This window comes from Bifidobacterium pullorum DSM 20433 (assembly GCF_000771405.1).
Taxonomy (GTDB): domain Bacteria; phylum Actinomycetota; class Actinomycetes; order Actinomycetales; family Bifidobacteriaceae; genus Bifidobacterium; species Bifidobacterium pullorum.
This window is the reverse complement of the sequence record NZ_JDUI01000015.1, coordinates 1-17,532: the sequence shown is the minus strand read 5'-3', so window position 1 is coordinate 17,532 and position 17,532 is coordinate 1. Positions and strand designations below refer to the sequence as shown.

Below are 17,532 nucleotides of genomic sequence, written 5' to 3'. Positions count from 1 at the left end.
TTCATGAAAGGAATGAACGTATGAGAAACTTCATCTTCCACAATCCCGTCAAGATCTATTTCGGCGAAGGCCAGGCCGTGCACGTGGCCGAGGAGGCCAAGTCGCGCCCCGGAGCCGTGCTGCTGGTCTACGGCGGCGGCTCGATCAAGCGCAACGGCGCCTATGACGACGTGACGGCCGCGCTGCGCGAGGCCGGCAACGAGGTCATCGAACTGTCCGGCGTGACGCCGAACCCGAGGCTCGACAAGGTCCTCGAAGGCGTGAATCTGGTCAAGGAACATGGCGTGTCCCTGATCCTGGCCGTCGGCGGCGGTTCGGTCATCGACTGCGCCAAATTCATCTCGCTCGGCTCCGGATTGGGCGAGGACGAGGACTTGTGGGACGACTACGTCGAAACCGGCAAGCCCGCTCCCGAGAACCTCGTGCCGCTTGGCGTGGTGCTGACCACGGCGGCCACCGGCTCCGAGATGGGGGATGCGGCCGTGCTGACCAACTGGGCCCGCAACCGCAAGCTGGGGTACACCTCGTTCCCGTTGACGCCGAAGTTCTCGGTGCTCGACCCGACCTATCTGCTCACCCTGCCGGTCGAACAGACCACCTACGGATTCGTGGACATGTTCTGCCACACCTGCGAGCAGTATTTCTCGCTACCCAGCGACGACAACCTCTCCGATGAGATGGCCGAGGCCATCCAACGGCATATCCTGCGCTCCTGGCGCGCCTGCCGCCGCCATCCGCGCAGCTATGAGGCCCGCAGCAACGCGATGTGGGATTCCACGCTTGCCCTCAACCGCATCATTTCGCGCGGCAAGGAGGAGGATTGGGTCACGCACGGCATCGAGCATGCGCTCTCCGCCTACTTCGACATCCCGCACGGCGCCGGTCTGGCCGTGGTCCATCCGCACTGGATGAAGTACGTCTACACGTCGCGCCCCGAAGCCACCGCGCGTTTCGCCCGTTGGGCGGTCAACGTGTGGGGTGTGGACCCGACCGGCAAATCCGAACGCGAAGTGGCCGAGGAGGGCATCGAACGCTACGTCGATTTCCTGCGCCTAGTCGGCGCCCCGCTCACGCTCCCCGAGGTCGGCATTCCCTCCGATTCGGCCACGCTGGACAAGCTCGCCGACCATGCCGGCGAGGTCGGCGGCTCCTACCGCCACATCACCCGCGATGACGCGCGCGCCATCCTCGCATCCTGCGTGACACCGGTCGTGTTCTGAAAGGAGCGATTATGGCTGAACCATATTCAATGATCGTTATCGGGGACGGCTGGCGCAGCCGGTTCCTGTGCCGCATGGCGCAGGCCGTGCCTGACAAGCTACGGGTGAACCTCGTCGTTGGGCATCACGCCGACCGGCTCGAGGCGATCGCGCGCGACTACGGGGTGCCCACGACCACCGATGCCGATGCCGTGGCCGCCACTTCCGCCGATTTCGTGGCGGTGGTGGTGTCTTGGCCGGCCACGCCCGGGCTTGTGGCGCAGCTGGCCGAACAGGGACGGTATGTGTACTGTGAGACCCCGCCGGCCCCTGATATGGATGGGCTGCGGGCATTGTGGGCCCGCATCGCCGACCGTGCCGAACTGGTGCAGGTGGGCGAACAGTACTATCGGATGCCCGGCCACGCCTCACGGCTCGCGCTGGTGCGCTCCGGCGTGGTGGGCACGCCGAATTCGGTGGAGATCGCTTCTACGCACATGTATCACGCAGTCGCCCTGATTCGAGACTATCTGGGTATCGGCTTCGAACCAGCCACTGTCAACGCCCGCTCATTCACTGCGCCGATGCTGGATCCGCTGCATTTCGACGGGTGGGAGGAGAACCCGCAACCCAAACCGTTGGAGACTCAGATCGCCACCATCGATTTTGGTGGCGGCCGGTATGGTCTGTACAACTTCGTGGACAACCAGTGGTGGAACCCTCTGCTGTCCCGACGGATTGTCATCCGCGGCAGTCTCGGTGAAATCGTGGATGATGCGGTGATGCGCTTCAAAGATGGCGTGCCGATGCCGTCGCGGATCGAGTACCGCAGGCTCGGGCGCGACATGAACCTTGAAGGCAATGAGGTGGCGACGGCCAGCTTCGATGGTTCGGTCATCTGGCGCAACCCCTGCCCGGGATCCTACCTGTCGGAGGATGATCTGGCTGTAGCCGACCACCTCATCGCGATGGGCCGGTACGCGCGCGGCGAAGGGCCCGAAATCTACCCGCTCGCCGCAGGCATCCACGACCATGCGCTCGGTCTGGCCATCGGCGAATCGGCGCGCACCTGCGCCGATGTGCGGGTGGAAGGCGAGCCGTGGATGGATGCGCGGTGAAACGACGCCATCCGTCGGGAATTGGCCCGACAATGGTGGCTGAATGCCGTCGATATGGAAAGGATCGTCAGCTCATGACCGTTGACCTCAACACCCTGTTGGAAACCGACGACGATGTGCGTCGCTTGTTCGAAGGGCGTCCGATGCAGTACCGCAAGTCGCAATCGCTGCCTGACCTGACCTGGCAGGCGCAATCGACCTGCGACCGCATCAACCGCGTCTTCTTCGAGAATCAGGACGAGGCGATGCGCCTGTTCTACGACCTGGTGCCGGGTACCGGGGACGGCGTCGACTTCCGACCCCCGATCAATCTGGATTACGGCATCGGGCTGACGATCGGCGATCGTACGTTCATCAACAAGGATTTCCTGATCGTTGGCGGCGGATACGTCGAGATTGGTTCCGACTGCCTGATCGGGCCGCGATGCACGATCTGCACTCCGAATCATGCATTGGATGCGGCGACCCGTCTGGACGGCTGGGAACACACCACGCCGGTGCGCATCGGCTCGAACGTGTGGCTGGGCGCGAACGTGACGATCTGCCCGGGCGCCGTCATCGGTGACAACTCGATCATCGGCGCCGGATCGGTGGTCGTGGGCGACATTCCCGCGAACTCGATCGCGGTCGGCAATCCGTGCCGTGTCATCAAACCGCTGCCGGACCACGATCCGGCGTTCGCCGAAATCGAATAGCGGATGGCGTTACTGCTGAGCTTGCGCGAACAGTGCGAGCTTGGCAAACAGATCGCCTAGTGTGAACCGGCTGTCCACCGTGTCGTAGAGTCGGACTGTCGGGCGTGAGGCGTCGAATCGGGACACCGTGTCAGCTCCGATGATGGGAGCTGACACGGTTCGGAACCGGCCGCAATCGGGTTTGATGGCCACCGCCACGGCGGGGCAGTCGCCCAACGACCAGCCGTCACCGCACGTCCATGCGGCCACATCGCTGTTGTTGTAATCGACGAGTTGCTGGAACAGCCAACGCCCGAGTTCGCCGCACGGACGCACCCGCATGTCCAATTCCGCGATGCTCACGTTCATCGTGGAATACGCCGAAAGCGGGATGATCCACATCGCCACGCCGCTCGAAAGCACCTCGTTGCCGGCGGTGATGTCGTTGCCGGCGTTGAACTCGCGTATCGCCTCACGTTCGGGATCGGCGTTCTGGGTGCCGATCCATACCACCGTCATGCGGCGTGCGATATCGGGTCGCACCCGCAACGCCTCCGCCACGTTGGTGATGGCTCCCAAGCAGAGTACGAACAACGGGTGATCGTCCTCGCGCAGCGCCTCGTCGATGATGAACGCGGCCGCTTCGGACAGTGGGGGACACATCTCGCTGGGACTGCCGATCGGACCATCGTGGCCGCGCATCACCGGAACGTCCGAGCCAATCAGATCTCGTACGTGTACGGCGACGTTCGCGGACCGTTCCATGCTGCCGGGTTCGGCGAAATGTTCTGCGCAGATCGCCCTGACGATGAACTTCGGAGTGAGCAGCGCCTGCGCGATGGCGAAGGGATCGTCGGCTTCGCACCCGGCATCCGTATCGATGATGACGCGGATGCGCTTGTCGTTGCGGACGGTGTAATGACCTATCATCAAAAACTCCTGAATCAGGATATCCGAATTATGCTGGATTTTCAACGCATGCGGCCTGGACGAGGAAATGGATTCCTTCGTCCAGGCCGCACAGATTGGTGTCAGATGCAATCAGCCGCGCCAGCGCACGTACTGCTCGTACACCTGCGGGGTCGGCTCGCCGGTCAGCGTGGTCTCGACCTTGACCGGCCACGCCGGCGGCTCGGCCTCGCCGGACAGCAGCCAAGCGGCCTGACGGGCGGCGCCGATCGCCACGTACTCGTCGGTCTCCGGCAGCTCCACGTCCATGCCGAGGATGGCGGGGGCCAGCGCGCGCACGGCCGCGGACTTGGCGCCGCCGCCAATCAGCAGGATGCGCTTGACGTCCACACCCAGGCCCTTGACCAGCTCAAGGCAGTCGCGCTGCGAGCACAGCAGACCTTCCACGAACGCGCGGGCGATGTTCTCGCGCTTGGTGTTCGCCAGCGTCATTCCGTACAGCGCCGCGGTGGCGTCCGGGCGGTTCGGGGTGCGCTCGCCGTCGAAATACGGCACCAGGGTGATGCCGCCGGCACCCGGCTCCGAGGCGGCGGCCAGTTCGGCCAGCTCGTCATAGTCCACGCCGAGCGCGGCGCGGCCGGCGTCGGAGATGCGCGAGCCGTTGATCGTGCAGGCCAGCGGCAGCCAGTGGCCGGTGCAGTCGGCGAAGCCGGTGACCGAGGCGGTCATGTCATAGGCCGGCACGGGGGAGATGGCCGCGGCCACGCCCGAGGTGCCCAGCGAGATGCTCACGTCGCCCACGCCCATGCTCAGGCCCAGCGACGCCATCGCGTTGTCGCCGCCGCCGGGGCCGATCGGGCAGCCGCCCTCGACGTCCTTGCCCGCGATGGCCGGATCGGCCACGTCACCGGTTTCGGTCGGGCCGAGCACGCGCGGCAGCACGATGTCGGCGATCTCCTCCTCGCTGCGGCCCAGGGCCATGGCGAGTAGGTCGCGGCGGTATTCGTTGGCGGTCGCGTCGAAGTAGGCGGTGCCGGAGGCATCGGAACGGTCGGTGAACAGCGCGTCCAGGTTCGCCTTCAGCTCCTCGGCGGTCGCATCCTCGCCCAGCGGGCCGTGTCCGGCGATGCGCCAGCTCAGCCAGTCGTGCGGCAGGCAGATCGCGGCGATGCGCGCGGCGTTCTCCGGTTCGTTGGCGGCGACCCACGCCACCTTGGTGATGGTCAGCGATGCGACCAGTGACGAGCCGACCGCCTTGACCCAGCGCTGACGGCCGCGCATCGTCGGGTCGTCGGACAGGTCGTCCTCGCTGCCGTCGGCGGCCTTCTCGGCCTCGCCGAGGCGGGCGATGAGCACGTCGGCGTTGGTGGCGGAACGGGTGTCGTTCCACAGCAGCGCGTCGCGGATCACGCGGCCGTGGTCGTCGAGCAGCACCATGCCGTGCTGCTGTCCGCCGACCGCCAGCGCGGCCACGTCGTCGAGCCCGCCGGCCTGCTCTGCCGCCTCCTGGAACGCCTGCCACCAGGCTTCGGGGTTCACGCTGGTGCCATCGGGATGCTTGGCCTGTCCGAAGCGGACCATCTCGCCGGTAGCGGCATCGGTGACGCGCACCTTGGTCGACTGGGTGGAGGTGTCCACGCCGGCCACCAGAACTCTGCTCATTGTGCCTCCTTGCAACATGCCGCCGAAACGGTGCTCCGACGGCGTTTGTCCGAATTACGGTTCCATCATACCCAAATAGTTAGACGAATGAACTATACTGGTGTGTGTACCATTCACATTGCGGTGGGAGGCACGCCAGAGGCGATGAAGCACCAAAGCACATAACGAGGAGGATAGCCGACATGGCAGCATTGCGGCGAATCAACCAAGACGACCTGCGCAACCACAACCTTTCGGTGGTGATCGACATCCTGCTGCGCACCACCGAGCCGTTGAGCCGCGCCGAACTGGCCAAACGCACCGGACTGACCAAGGCCACCATGTCGCTGCTGGTCTCCATGCTCGTCGACGACGGCGTGGTGCGCGAGGGGGAGCCGAGCGTGCAGTCGTCGTACGGCCGTCCGAGCACGCCGCTGCTGATCGCCGGGGGGCGGTACTGCGGCATCGGCCTGCAGGTGAACACGGACGGTTACGGCGTCATCGTGCTGGACTTGGACGGCACCGTGATCTCGGAGCGGTGGGTCGATGCGGACATGTCCGCTCCCGACGCCGACGAGGTGTTCGCGGAACTGAACACCTTGGCATTGGAACAGGAGGCCCTGCTCGCCGAACGCGGATACACGGTGGCCGGGGCGGGTCTGGCGCTGCCGGGCCTGGTGACGGGCGACATGCGCCTGCTGATGGCCCGCAACCTGGGGTGGGAGCAGCTCGACCTCACCCGGTTCGACGTGATGCGCCGTCTGGACGTGACCGCGGGTAACGAGGCGAATATGGCCGCGCTCGCGCAGATTCCCGGATACGCCATGCGCCGTGACGGCGACGGCATCGTGGGCCCCTCCGAATCGTTCATCTACCTGTCCACCGACGTTGGCATCGGCGGCGCCGTGGTGCGCAACGGCCATGTGGAGATCGGCGACCATGGCTTCGGCGGCGAACTCGGCCACACGTCGGTGGAGCTGCGCGGACCGGTGTGCCGGTGCGGGCGGCGGGGCTGTCTGGAGACGTATGCGGGACGGCGTGCGATGGTGGAATCGGCGGGCATCGCCAGCGGCTCCGCCGCGGCGCGTCGCGAATCGGTCGACGAGCTGATCGACCGGTGGTGCGCCGGCGACGTCAGGGCGGCCGCCGTGGTGAACAAGGCCATCGAGGCGATGGTGTCCTCCATCGCCTCGGCGATCAACGTGTGCGACATCGAAACGGTGGTGCTGGGCGGCGTCTGGTCGCAGTTCGGTTCCGAGATCGCCGTGCAGATGCAGAGCGCGTTGCAGCGGCAGGTGCTGGGATACCCGGAGGTCCGCGCCAAGGTGCTGATGGCCGACGTCACCTCGCGCCCGGCTCTGGTCGGCGCCGCCGCGATGGGACTGCGGCATTTCGTCGACAATCCGATGCGATTCGTGTCCGCCTGATACAGTGGCTCGTGGCGTCCCCGCCCGGGCTGCGCAGGTCAAGGGGCGCCTGCGACGGCAGGCCGGTCGTGTGGGGCTCGATTTCCTCATCCCGGAACATGGCGTACGGCGGCGACATCCTGAATCGTCCGCCAGCCGCACGCGTGAGCGGCTGTCGCTCCATTGCTGTGCGCAGCCATGAGGGAACAGGAGCATCCCATGGTCGACCGTACCGATTCTTCAACCGACAACATCATCACCACCGAACCGTCGCCCATGGGGCAGTCATCCAAGCCGGAGAACCGCCATTGGCGGTGGACCGCGGCGGACATCGCCGTGGGTGCGGCATTGGGCGTGGCCTGCGGACTGGTGTTCTGGGGGTTCAACTTCGCCTACGCGTGGCTTTCTCCGCTAATCGGCGGCATCCTGCCGGGCCTGGCCAGCGTACTGCATCCGCTGTGGTACTTCTCCGGCACCCTGGCCGTGATCATCCTGCGCAAGCCGGGCGCCGCGATCTATGTGAACCTGGTCGGCAGCGCCGCCGAGATGTTGCTGGGCAACCAGTTCTCGGTCGGGTTCGTGTTCGCCGCCGCGGCGCTGCAGGGACTGTTCGCCGAGATTCCGTTCATGGTCACCCGGTACCGCGTCTACAACCTGCTGATCAGCATGGTGTCGGGGGCGTTGGTCGCCGTGGAATACGGCGTGTACCTGATGTTGTTCCGGTATCAGGGCGTGGCGTTCCTCAGCGCGCGCGGCATTGTGCATATGGTCAGCGAACTGGTCGGCGGCGTGCTGATCGCCGGCGTGATGAGCTGGTACCTGTACCGCGCGATCGCCGCCACGGGGGCGTTGGACCGCTTCGCATCAGGGCGTGCGCGGTTCGCCGCGTAACGTCCGGCTGTTTGCTATAGTGGTCGAGTTGGTTTCCCAACGTGGGGCCGTAGCTCAGTCGGTTAGAGCATCGGACTCATAATCCGCCGGTCCAGGGTTCAAGCCCCTGCGGCCCCACTCGTTTCCCGAATCGTCCGACCCGGGACCCGCCGGTCCGGGGCCGGACGGTCCGCCGTCCGCACGCGACACACCAACGGGTCTGTCCGGCCGCGTGCCTATAATCCCATAGGTTCCGGTTCACGCCAGCCATAGGGGCATGGCGACCCGGGTCCCCCGAATTCCTTAGGAGACACCATGAAGCAGGGTATTCATCCCGATTATCATGCCGTTCAGGTCACGTGCTCGTGCGGCAACACCTTCGTCACCCGTTCGACCTACAAGGGCGAAGCCATGACGGCCGACGTGTGCTCGAAGTGCCATCCGTTCTACACCGGCAAGCAGAAGATCCTCGACACCGGTGGCCGCGTGGCCCGCTTCGAGAAGCGCTACGGCAAGCGCAGCAAGTAGCTTCTTCGACGCCAGCCCCGTTCGGTATGGCGCGCTTCGGCGCGCCGCCGCGGGACTGGCGTTTTTGTATATCCGCAGCAGACACCACGGAAAGAGGAGACATGGCAGACGAACAGTTCCCCGCGGCGCAGACCGCGTTGGAGGAGTATCGCCGCATCGAGCAGGAGATGAGCCAGCCGGAGGTGGCCTCCGATCCGGACAAGATGCGCAAGCTGGGCCGTCGTCACGCCGAGCTCGGTTCGATCGTGTCCGCATACACCGCCTATATGCAGGTGCGCGACGATCTGGAGGCCGCCCGCGAGATGGCCGCCGAGGATCCGGATTTCGCGGAGGAGGCCAAGCGTCTGGAATCCGAGCTGCCCGCCGTCCAGGAGAAGCTGCGTACGGCGCTGATTCCGCGCGACCCGGACGACGCGCGTGACACCATCATGGAGATCAAGGCCGGCACCGGCGGCGAGGAGGCCGCGCTGTTCGCCGGCGACCTGCTGCGCATGTATCTGCGGTATGCGGAGAAGCGAGGCTGGACTACCGTCATCCAGAGCGAGAACCGCACCGAATTGGGCGGCATCAAGGATGTGCAGGTGGCCATCCGTGCCAAGGGCACCCCCGCGCCGGAGGATGGCGTGTGGGCGAGCCTGAAGTACGAGGGCGGCGTGCACCGCGTGCAGCGCATCCCCGTCACCGAATCGCAGGGACGCATCCAGACCTCCGCGGCCGGCGTGATCGTGTTCCCCGAGGCCGATGACGACAACGACGAGATCGAGATCGATCCGAAGGACCTGAAGATCGACATCTTCATGAGCTCCGGCCCTGGCGGCCAGTCGGTGAACACCACGTATTCGGCGGTGCGCATGACGCATATCCCGACCGGCATCGTGGTGAGCATGCAGGACGAGAAGTCGCAGATCCAGAACCGTGCGGCCGCGCTGCGTGTGCTCAAGTCCCGCCTGCTGGCCATGAAGCACGAGCAGGAGGCCGCCGAGGCCGCCGACCTGCGCCACTCCCAGGTGCGTTCGCTCGACCGTTCCGAACGCATCCGCACGTACAACTTCCCGGAGAACCGCATCGTCGACCATCGCACGAACTACAAGGCCTACAACCTGGACCAGGTGCTCGATGGCGACCTGCAGGCCGTCATCGACTCGGACATCCAGGCCGACGAGGCCGAACGCCTCGCGCGCCAGAGCTGATGATGCGTGTTGAAGAGGTGGTCCGTCGCGCAGCCGCCGTGCTGCGCGACGCCGGTATCGACACCCCGGAGCACGACGCCAAGCTGCTCCTGACCGAGGCCTACGGCTGCACGCTCAGCGACATCGACAAGGCCATGCTCCTATCCACCCCTCTCAACGCCCTTGCCCCTTCTGATGAGGCACTGACAATTCATTCTTCCGCCTCATCTGCCCCCTCCGACGAGGGGGCTCCCTCGCGGCAGACGGGGGAACTGCCGCCAGTCCCACAAGACAGGAACTTCTCGGCTTCCGATGATTGGGGCTGTTCCGTGACGCCCCAATCCTCCCAATACCAACGTTTCGCCGCCATGCTCGCCCGCCGTGCGGTCCGCGAGCCGTTGCAGTACATCGTCGGGCATGCGCCGTTCCGCTATCTCGACCTCGCCGTTGGTCCGGGGGTGTTCATCCCACGCCCCGAAACCGAACTCGTGGTGCAGGAGGGATTGGATTGGCTTGTGGCGCAGCACATCACCGTGCCGCGCGTCGTCGACCTGTGCGCCGGCAGCGGCGCGATCGGCCTGTCGATCGTGACCGAAACCGCCGACGCCGAGGTCTGGGCCGTCGAACTCAGCGAACGCACCGCCACATGGACGCGGCGCAATGCCGAGGCCGTATTGGGATCGACCGGATGCGAACGCTCCGGCGACAATCATGATTCCGTACCTCGAATCCCGGATGCGGGGCAAGCGGATACGGGATTCGAGGATGGTGGAGCTTCTCGGGAAACGGCTGGCGCCGGCATGGGACGCCGGTATCATCTGGTACTCGGGGATGCCACCGATTCCAACACGTTGGCCGAACTGGACGGCACCGTGGATCTGGTGGTCACGAACCCGCCGTATGTGCCCGAATCCGAAATCCCCGAACAGCCCGAGGTGCGCGATCATGACCCTGAACTGGCATTGTACGGTGGCTCCCCGGATGGTCTGTTGATTCCCGAACGCATCATCGACCGGGCCGCCGCGCTGCTGCGCCCGGGCGGTCTGCTTGTCATGGAGCATGACATCAGCCAAGGCACCGCGCTGGTCGCATACGCGCAGGTCCATGGCTTCGCCCAGGCCCATACCGGTCATGATTGGACCGGCCGACCTCGGTATCTGGTCGCTTGGTGCGACGACTATTGCGCGTAATCCTGCAACGCCGAGGCATCGGCGTCGGTGATCGTGCGGATCACCCGCGCGGGATTGCCCACCGCCACCGAATGCGGCGGGATGTCCTTGGTCACCACGGCGCCGGCGCCGATCACGCATCCCTCGCCGATGGTCACGCCGCCCAACACGGTGACATTGCCGCCGAACCAGCAGTTCGACCCGATGACGATCGGCCGGCCGTACTCATAGTCGTAATAGGAGCCGTCCGCCGCCTTGCGCACATTGCGGTCCTGCCAGCGCAGCGGATGCATCGGCGGCAGCAAGGACACGTTCGGCCCGAACAACACATCGTCGCCGATCGTCACCGGCGCGCAGTCCAACACCGTGAAGTTGAAGTTCGCGAACACGCGGTCGCCCATGGTGGTGTGCACGCCATAGTCGAAGAACACCGGTCCCAGGATGTCCAGGTTTTCGCCATGGTGGGGGAGCAATTCGTCGAGCACCGCGGCGCGGGTCTCGTGATCGCCGCGCGGCAGCGCGTTGAATTGTGTGCACAGGTCGCCGGCGCGCTCGCGCAGCGCCGTCAGCTCCGGATCGGCGGGATTGTAGAGTTTTCCGTCCAGCATCTCCTCGCGTTCCGAGCGGCGCGGCGTACGCAGCTCGACGGGAGGGATCGGGGCGGGCAGCGGCTGCGGGTCGTGCTGTGCGGCGGTCATCGGCGTCCTTTCCTTGGAATGCGTGTGCAACGATGTGTCAGAGTCCATTGTCACGGCATCCGTGGTCATCGTCCGTGGCCGTGACCCGTTTCCGTCGTCCGTGACCGTGATGCATCGGTTCGTCGCATACTGATGATGCCATAGTAAGGTTGTAAGCAGAACGTGAACGGGAGGTGCCGATGAGTGCGATTCGCAAGGTCGATGACGATTCCCTTGCCGAGGCGGCCGAAATCGTCCGTAACGGTGGTCTGGTGGTGGTGCCGACCGATACGGTGTACGGCGTGGCCTGCGATCCGTGCAACACCGCGGCGATCGACCGCATCTACGAGATCAAGGGGCGTCCGCGGTTCAAGGCGCTGCAGGTGCTGCTGTCCTCGATCGACGAGCTGGATGCCGTGGGACTCGACCTGCCGGTGCCGCTGAACCGCCTGGCCGCGGCGTTCCTGCCGGGGGCCTTCTCGCCGATCGCCGTGGCGCGCGAGGATTGCACGTTGGCCACGGTCCGTCAGACGCCGTCGGGCGTGCGCACGCAGGGCATCCGTATTCCGAATTCCGCGCTGAGTCTGCGCATCCTGAAGGCGACCGGTCCGCTGGCCGCGTCGAGCGCGAACCGTTCGGGCGGCGAGAGCGCGCAGACCGTCGAGGAGGCGGTCGAGGCGCTGGGCGACTCCGTGGACCTGTATCTGGACGGCGGCCCGACCCAGGGGCATGTCTCCAGCACGGTGGTGGCCGCCGACCCGCTGGCTCGGGACGGCATCGCGATCCTGCGTGAGGGTGTGATCCGCGAATCGGTGATCCGCAGGGCGTTGATCGTGAACGGCGGAGGTCTCGGCGCATGAGGGTCTACCTGTTCATCGCCGCCATCGCCGGCGGGGCGACCTATCTGCTCACCCCGCTGATCCGGCACCTCGCCATCCAGATCGGCGCGGTCGGCAAGGTGCGCGCCCGCGACGTGCATACGGTGCCGACGCCGCGCATGGGCGGCCTCGCCATGATGCTGGGATTCGCCGTGGCCATGCTGTTCGCCAGCAGGATACCGTTCGTCAGCGGCCTGTTCCAGAACAACCACCAGGCCTGGGTGGTGCTGATCGGCGCGGTGGCAATCTGCCTGTTGGGCATGGCCGACGACCTGTGGGATCTCGACTGGATGCTCAAGATGGCCGGTCAGCTGCTGATTTCCGTGTTCGTGGCCTGGGGAGGCCTGCAAATCATCTCGCTGCCGATCGGTGCCCTGTTCGCGGCTTCGCCGAGCCTGTCGATCGCGATTACGGCGTTCCTGATCGTCGTATCGATCAACGCGGTGAACTTCGTGGACGGCCTGGACGGTCTGGCCTCCGGCATCGTGGCGATCGGCGGCATCGCGTTCGCGATCTACTCCTATATCATCGCCCGTTCCTCGCCGTCCTACGCGTCGATGGCCACGCTGATCGACGTGGCCATGGTCGGTATCTGCGTGGGCTTTATCCTGCACAACTGGCATCCGGCCAAGCTGTTCATGGGGGACTCCGGGTCGATGCTGCTCGGCTACCTCATCACCTGCGCCTCGATCATCATGACCGGCCGTCTCGATCCGGCGTCGATCCACACCAGCATCTATCTGCCGGTGTTCATGCCGATTCTGCTGCCGGTGCTCGTGCTGTTCCTGCCGGTGCTGGACATGTGCATGGCGATTGTGCGGCGTGTACGCAAAGGACAGTCGCCGATGCACCCCGACCGTATGCACCTGCATCACCGGATGCTGAGAATCGGCCATTCCGTGCAGGGCGCCGTGCTGATCCTATGGGGGTGGGCGGCGCTGATCTCCTTCGGGTCGATCATGATCCTGTTCTTCCCCGCACGGTTCGTGGCCATCGGATTCGTCATTGCGGTGATACTGCTGACCGTGGCCACGATGTACCCGTATCTCAAGCACCGCATCCCGGAGTTGCGTGCGGAGAACGCGCGACTGGAGGCGGCGCGGCGGGAGGCTGCGGTGCACGGTCCGAAGCCATCCGAAGGCGATGGCGGCAGTACGTCCGCCGGCACCGGTGCCGGGGAGCCGGACGGGGTTTCGGGCTGACGGCGGCACCGGAAAAACAAGGTGACGGGCTGCGGCGACACACGGCGGCGGCGTGTCAGTCCCTGCTTTTAGAGTGGGCCTATGGCTACAAACCTTGATATGAACGCAGAATCCGCGTACGCTCCGCTTCCCCCGATTTTCGAAAAGCTTGGCCTCGCCTATGATGACGTGCTGCTGCTGCCGAACGAGACGGATGTCATTCCGTCCGAGGTGGACACCACCACGCATCTGACCCGCGAGATCACGATGAAGGTCCCGATGATCTCCGCCGCCATGGATACCGTCACCGAGGCCGAGATGGCCATCGCCATGGCGCGTAACGGCGGCATCGGCGTGCTGCACCGCAACCTGTCGATCGACGATCAGGCCGCCCAGGTGGATGTGGTCAAGCGTTCCGAATCCGGCATGATCACCAACCCGCTGACCGTGAACCCGGACGTCACCCTGGCCGACCTGGACAAGCTGTGCGGCCGCTTCCACATCTCCGGCCTGCCGGTCGTGGACAAGGAGAACCGCCTCGTCGGCATCATCACCAACCGCGACATGCGCTTCATCCCGTCCGACGATTACGACCACCTCAAGGTCAAGGACGTCATGACCCGTGAGAACCTGGTCACCGGTCCGGCGAACATCTCCAAGGAGGACGCCCACCGTCTGCTCGCTCAGCACAAGGTGGAGAAGCTGCCGCTGATCGACGAGGACGGCAAGCTCGCCGGCCTGATTACCGTCAAGGACTTCGTCAAGACCGAGCAGTACCCGGACGCCACCAAGGACGGCCAGGGCCGTCTGCGCGTGGCCGCCGGCGTCGGCTTCCTCGGCGACGCCTGGCAGCGCGCCTCCGCGCTGATGGAGGCGGGCGTCGACGCGCTCGTCGTCGACACCGCGAACGGCCAGGCCCGTCTGGCCCTCGACATGATCCGTCGTCTGAAGAACGATCCGGCCTTCCGCGACGTACAGATCATCGGCGGCAACATCGCCACCCGTGAGGGTGCCCAGGCGATGATCGACGCCGGTGCGGACGCCGTCAAGGTCGGCATCGGCCCCGGCTCGATCTGCACCACCCGCGTGGTCGCCGGCGTCGGCGTCCCGCAGCTGACCGCCGTGTACGAGGCCGCGCTGGCCTGCCGCGCCGCGGGCGTGCCCTGCATCGCCGACGGCGGCATCCACTACTCGGGCGACATCGCCAAGGCCCTGGTGGCCGGCGCAAGCTCCGTCATGCTCGGCGGCACCCTGGCCGGCTGCGAGGAGGCCCCGGGCGAGAAGGTGCTCCTGCACGGCAAGCAGTACAAGCTGTACCGCGGCATGGGCTCGCTGGGCGCCATGGCCCCGCGCGGCAAGAAGAGCTATTCGAAGGACCGCTACTTCCAGGCCGACGTGACCAGCAGCGACAAGGTCATCCCGGAGGGCGTCGAGGGCGAGGTGCCGTACCGCGGCCCGCTGAACGCCGTGCTCTACCAGATGATCGGCGGCCTGCACCAGTCGATGTTCTACATCGGCGCGCACAACATCAAGGAGATGCCGGAACGCGGCCGCTTCGTCCGCATCACCGACGCGGGCCTGCGCGAATCGCACCCGCATGACATCGTGATGACCTCCGAAGCCCCGAACTACTCCGGCTTCCACGCCAACTGACGTCGATTCGACCGCATTCCTCCGTCCCGGATACGGAAACGGAGGAATGCGGCAATCGGGCAGAGCCAAGCCGTTCCGCGGTGTGACCGCACGAACGGATACGTGTAGGGCGGTCACCTTGTACTTGACAATTGTCAAGTACAAGGTGATCGCCCAATTTGTATCATGTCGGTACTGCCGCTGACAGCCAGCGCGGTATACTGAGATGTTCCGTACACGCCCAGAAGAAACGAGGCTCACGATGGTGGACGCACACGACAACGAGACCTACACGGCGCAGGATTCGCGCCTGATCTGGATCGACTGCGAGATGACCGGACTGGACATCTTCCACGACGAACTGGTCGAGATCTCCGTGGTCCCCACCGACTTCGACCTGAATGTGCTCGACGAAGGCGTCGACTATGTCATCAAACCCAGCCAAGCCGCCGTGGACCAGATGAACGACTTCGTGCGCAGGATGCACACCCACTCCGGACTGATCAACGAATGGGAACACGGCCTGGACGTCTCCGAAGCCGAAGCCAAGGTCATCGAATACGTGCGGCGCTTCACTCCCCAGGGCGTGCGCCCGCTGCTGGCCGGCAATTCGGTCGGCTCCGACAAGAAGTTCCTCGACCGCTACATGCCCGGCCTGATGGAACACCTGCACTACCGTGTCATCGACGTGAGCACAATCAAGGAACTCTCCCGCCGCTGGTATCCGGCCGCGTACAACCACAAGCCGGCCAAGCATGGCGGACACCGCGCGCTCGCCGACATCATCGAGTCGATCGACGAGCTGCGCTACTACCGTGACCTGCTGTTTGTGCCCGCGCCCGGCCCCGACGATCAGGCCGCGGCTGATGCCGCCGCACGCATCGAGCAGACGAGCCTGCTGCGTACGTACGAGCAGAACGGCAATCCGCTGGGGGATTGAACCGCGGCGAGGACCGGCGGTTCGGATGATATCGGGAAGGACGCGGCATGCTGCAATCCGAGGCGTTGGCGATTCTGGACGCCGGGGCGAACGTGTTCCTCACCGGCGCGCCCGGCGCGGGCAAGACGTATGTGCTCAACGAGTTCATCCATAACGCCCGCGCCGAGGGCGCCAGCGTGGCCGTCACCGCGTCCACCGGCATCGCCTCCACGCATATCAACGGCCAGACCATCCACTCGTGGAGCGGCATCGGCGTGGCCACCGCACTGACCGAACCGCTGATCAAACTCATCCGTTCGCGCCGCCGGCGCAAGATCCAGGACACCGACATCCTCGTCATCGACGAGGTCTCGATGATGCACGCCTGGCTGTTCGACATGGTCGACCAGGTCTGCCGCATCATCCGGCATGATCCGCGCCCGTTCGGCGGCATGCAGGTCGTGCTCTCCGGCGACTTCTTCCAGTTGCCGCCGGTCAGCGTCTCCGGGCGCAACAATGATGTCATCGCCCCGGCTCCGGAATTCGTGGCCGCCCGCGAACGCTACGCCAAGGCCGGGCGCAATCCGGAAGGCTTCGTCACCGAATCGTTGGTCTGGCCGGAACTGAACCCGGTCGTCTGCTACCTGACCGAGCAGCACCGTCAGGACACTGGCGAGCTGCTCACCGTGCTCACCGATATCCGGCAGGGGATGGTGGATGACGACGACCGCATGGTGCTCTCCTCCCGGTTGGGGCTGGAACCTGCGCCCGGCGAGGTGGCCGTGCACCTGTTCCCGGTCAACCGGCAGGCCGACGGGCTGAACGACCTGCGGCTCGCACAGATCGAGGACGACGAGCACGAGTTCTACGCCGAATCGGCGGGGCCGGTGAATCTGGTGGACCGGTTGAAGAAGAACATGCTCGCGCCGGAGCATCTGGTGTTGAAGACCGGGGCCGCCGTGATGGCGCTGCGCAACGACGCCGACCACCAGTACGTCAACGGGTCAATCGGCACGGTGCGCGGGTTCGCGCCCGAATCCAAGGGCGGCTGGCCGATCGTGGAGTTCGAGAACGGCAACATCGTCACGTTGAAGCAGGCCTCCTGGGAGATGATGGACGGCGAGACCGTGCTCGCCAGCGTCAAACAGGTGCCGCTGCGCTGCGCATGGGCGATCACGATCCACAAGTCGCAGGGCATGACGCTGGACCGGGCCGTGATGGACCTGCGGCGGACGTTCGCGCCCGGCATGGGGTATGTGGCGCTCTCGCGCGTGGAGAATCTCGACGGCCTGTATCTGGGCGGCATCAACAATCGCGCGTTCCTGGTCTCTCCCGACGCGGTGATGCTCGATTCGATCCTGCGTCGCCGCTCCGATGCCGCAGCCGAGCTGCTGGCCACGGACGGCCCCGCCGCCTTCGCCCCGCATACGGACACCCCAGCCGAATCCGACGAATTCGAACAGGCCGAACTGTTCTGACAGCATTCCTTGTGTGTGACTGCGGGCTCGCGGAATCTAAACAATGGTGGAATCGAGGTTTGTCATAAATAAGTGAGCGCGAAA

16 protein-coding genes and 1 tRNA gene are annotated in these 17,532 nt (G+C 65.4%); 14 read left to right on the top strand and 3 right to left on the bottom strand.

Going from position 1 to position 17,532, the window contains the following annotated elements:
- The first annotated feature begins 20 nt into the window (after positions 1 to 20).
- From OU11_RS07950 to OU11_RS07940, 3 genes are all read left to right on the top strand, one after another.
- Positions 21 to 1,220, top strand: coding sequence for an iron-containing alcohol dehydrogenase (locus tag OU11_RS07950; protein ID WP_033515964.1), 1,200 nt, complete (start codon positions 21 to 23; stop codon positions 1,218 to 1,220).
- Between the two features lie 11 nt (positions 1,221 to 1,231).
- Complete coding sequence (locus OU11_RS07945; protein ID WP_033515962.1) at positions 1,232 to 2,317, top strand: Gfo/Idh/MocA family protein; 1,086 nt, start codon at positions 1,232 to 1,234, stop codon at positions 2,315 to 2,317.
- A gap of 74 nt (positions 2,318 to 2,391) precedes the next feature.
- Positions 2,392 to 3,012 carry a sugar O-acetyltransferase gene (locus OU11_RS07940; protein ID WP_033515960.1) on the top strand — a complete coding sequence of 207 codons (621 nt, stop codon included), beginning with the start codon at positions 2,392 to 2,394 and terminating at the stop codon, positions 3,010 to 3,012.
- Between the two features lie 9 nt (positions 3,013 to 3,021).
- On the opposite strand, the gene OU11_RS07935 is transcribed toward OU11_RS07940, so the two are convergent.
- Both OU11_RS07935 and OU11_RS07930 read right to left on the bottom strand, forming a co-directional pair.
- The gene (locus OU11_RS07935; RefSeq protein WP_033515996.1) at positions 3,022 to 3,921 is read right to left on the bottom strand and encodes a nucleoside hydrolase; all 900 of its coding nucleotides are present in this window, start codon (positions 3,919 to 3,921) and stop codon (positions 3,022 to 3,024) included.
- Positions 3,922 to 4,032: 111 nt separating this feature from the next.
- Positions 4,033 to 5,562 carry a xylulokinase gene (locus OU11_RS07930; protein WP_033515959.1) on the bottom strand — a complete coding sequence of 510 codons (1,530 nt, stop codon included), beginning with the start codon at positions 5,560 to 5,562 and terminating at the stop codon, positions 4,033 to 4,035.
- Positions 5,563 to 5,744: 182 nt separating this feature from the next.
- Here OU11_RS07930 and OU11_RS07925 point away from each other — a divergent pair, with 182 nt between their 5' ends.
- The 6 genes from OU11_RS07925 (at position 5,745) to OU11_RS09500 (ending at position 10,704) form a co-directional block, all read left to right on the top strand.
- The gene (locus OU11_RS07925) at positions 5,745 to 6,968 is read left to right on the top strand and encodes an ROK family transcriptional regulator (RefSeq protein WP_033515953.1); all 1,224 of its coding nucleotides are present in this window, start codon (positions 5,745 to 5,747) and stop codon (positions 6,966 to 6,968) included.
- 255 nt (positions 6,969 to 7,223) lie between these two features.
- On the top strand, positions 7,224 to 7,838 hold the full coding sequence (locus OU11_RS07920) for an ECF transporter S component (protein WP_033515995.1): 615 nt from the start codon (positions 7,224 to 7,226) through the stop codon (positions 7,836 to 7,838).
- Between the two features lie 43 nt (positions 7,839 to 7,881).
- Positions 7,882 to 7,955: transfer RNA gene (locus OU11_RS07915), tRNA-Ile, on the top strand.
- A gap of 177 nt (positions 7,956 to 8,132) precedes the next feature.
- Entirely contained in the window at positions 8,133 to 8,345 is a 213-nt protein-coding gene (gene rpmE / locus OU11_RS07910; protein ID WP_033507737.1) for a 50S ribosomal protein L31, read from the top strand.
- Positions 8,346 to 8,446: 101 nt separating this feature from the next.
- Positions 8,447 to 9,535 (top strand): peptide chain release factor 1, encoded by a 1,089-nt coding sequence (gene prfA, locus OU11_RS07905; RefSeq protein ID WP_033515951.1) that lies wholly within the window; start codon positions 8,447 to 8,449, stop codon positions 9,533 to 9,535.
- 2 nt (positions 9,536 to 9,537) lie between these two features.
- On the top strand, positions 9,538 to 10,704 hold the full coding sequence (locus OU11_RS09500; RefSeq protein ID WP_033515994.1) for a N5-glutamine methyltransferase family protein: 1,167 nt from the start codon (positions 9,538 to 9,540) through the stop codon (positions 10,702 to 10,704).
- Here the strand turns inward: OU11_RS09500 and OU11_RS07895 are convergent.
- A complete protein-coding gene (locus tag OU11_RS07895) occupies positions 10,692 to 11,381 on the bottom strand; it encodes a sugar O-acetyltransferase (RefSeq protein WP_052122791.1) in 690 nt (229 codons plus the stop codon). The genes OU11_RS09500 and OU11_RS07895 overlap by 13 nt on opposite strands.
- A 179-nt stretch (positions 11,382 to 11,560) precedes the next feature.
- Here OU11_RS07895 and OU11_RS07890 point away from each other — a divergent pair, with 179 nt between their 5' ends.
- The 5 genes from OU11_RS07890 to OU11_RS07870 all read left to right on the top strand — a co-directional run bounded on the left by OU11_RS07890 (position 11,561) and on the right by OU11_RS07870 (position 17,448).
- Positions 11,561 to 12,220, top strand: coding sequence for an L-threonylcarbamoyladenylate synthase (locus tag OU11_RS07890; protein WP_033515949.1), 660 nt, complete (start codon positions 11,561 to 11,563; stop codon positions 12,218 to 12,220).
- Entirely contained in the window at positions 12,217 to 13,440 is a 1,224-nt protein-coding gene (locus OU11_RS07885) for an MraY family glycosyltransferase (RefSeq protein WP_052122790.1), read from the top strand. Before OU11_RS07890 ends, OU11_RS07885 begins: the two co-directional genes overlap by 4 nt.
- An 81-nt stretch (positions 13,441 to 13,521) precedes the next feature.
- Positions 13,522 to 15,072, top strand: a complete 1,551-nt coding sequence (gene guaB / locus OU11_RS07880) for an IMP dehydrogenase (RefSeq protein ID WP_033515947.1) — start codon at positions 13,522 to 13,524, stop codon at positions 15,070 to 15,072.
- 241 nt (positions 15,073 to 15,313) lie between these two features.
- On the top strand, positions 15,314 to 15,991 hold the full coding sequence (gene orn, locus OU11_RS07875) for an oligoribonuclease (RefSeq protein WP_033515945.1): 678 nt from the start codon (positions 15,314 to 15,316) through the stop codon (positions 15,989 to 15,991).
- Between the two features lie 47 nt (positions 15,992 to 16,038).
- On the top strand, positions 16,039 to 17,448 hold the full coding sequence (locus OU11_RS07870; RefSeq protein WP_033515943.1) for a DEAD/DEAH box helicase: 1,410 nt from the start codon (positions 16,039 to 16,041) through the stop codon (positions 17,446 to 17,448).
- Positions 17,449 to 17,532 lie beyond the last annotated feature (84 nt).

What these genes read in the sequence shown, in the direction of transcription:
- OU11_RS07950 (WP_033515964.1), top strand. Translation starts at nt 21, where the DNA reads ATGAGAAACTTCATCTTCCACAATCCCGTCAAGATCTATTTCGGCGAA.
- OU11_RS07945 (WP_033515962.1), top strand. Translation starts at nt 1,232, where the DNA reads ATGGCTGAACCATATTCAATGATCGTTATCGGGGACGGCTGGCGCAGC.
- OU11_RS07940 (WP_033515960.1), top strand. Translation starts at nt 2,392, where the DNA reads ATGACCGTTGACCTCAACACCCTGTTGGAAACCGACGACGATGTGCGT.
- OU11_RS07935 (WP_033515996.1), bottom strand. Translation starts at nt 3,921, where the DNA reads ATGATAGGTCATTACACCGTCCGCAACGACAAGCGCATCCGCGTCATC.
- OU11_RS07930 (WP_033515959.1), bottom strand. Translation starts at nt 5,562, where the DNA reads ATGAGCAGAGTTCTGGTGGCCGGCGTGGACACCTCCACCCAGTCGACC.
- OU11_RS07925 (WP_033515953.1), top strand. Translation starts at nt 5,745, where the DNA reads ATGGCAGCATTGCGGCGAATCAACCAAGACGACCTGCGCAACCACAAC.
- OU11_RS07920 (WP_033515995.1), top strand. Translation starts at nt 7,224, where the DNA reads ATGGGGCAGTCATCCAAGCCGGAGAACCGCCATTGGCGGTGGACCGCG.
- rpmE (WP_033507737.1), top strand. Translation starts at nt 8,133, where the DNA reads ATGAAGCAGGGTATTCATCCCGATTATCATGCCGTTCAGGTCACGTGC.
- prfA (WP_033515951.1), top strand. Translation starts at nt 8,447, where the DNA reads ATGGCAGACGAACAGTTCCCCGCGGCGCAGACCGCGTTGGAGGAGTAT.
- OU11_RS09500 (WP_033515994.1), top strand. Translation starts at nt 9,538, where the DNA reads ATGCGTGTTGAAGAGGTGGTCCGTCGCGCAGCCGCCGTGCTGCGCGAC.
- OU11_RS07895 (WP_052122791.1), bottom strand. Translation starts at nt 11,381, where the DNA reads ATGACCGCCGCACAGCACGACCCGCAGCCGCTGCCCGCCCCGATCCCT.
- OU11_RS07890 (WP_033515949.1), top strand. Translation starts at nt 11,561, where the DNA reads ATGAGTGCGATTCGCAAGGTCGATGACGATTCCCTTGCCGAGGCGGCC.
- OU11_RS07885 (WP_052122790.1), top strand. Translation starts at nt 12,217, where the DNA reads ATGAGGGTCTACCTGTTCATCGCCGCCATCGCCGGCGGGGCGACCTAT.
- guaB (WP_033515947.1), top strand. Translation starts at nt 13,522, where the DNA reads ATGGCTACAAACCTTGATATGAACGCAGAATCCGCGTACGCTCCGCTT.
- orn (WP_033515945.1), top strand. Translation starts at nt 15,314, where the DNA reads ATGGTGGACGCACACGACAACGAGACCTACACGGCGCAGGATTCGCGC.
- OU11_RS07870 (WP_033515943.1), top strand. Translation starts at nt 16,039, where the DNA reads ATGCTGCAATCCGAGGCGTTGGCGATTCTGGACGCCGGGGCGAACGTG.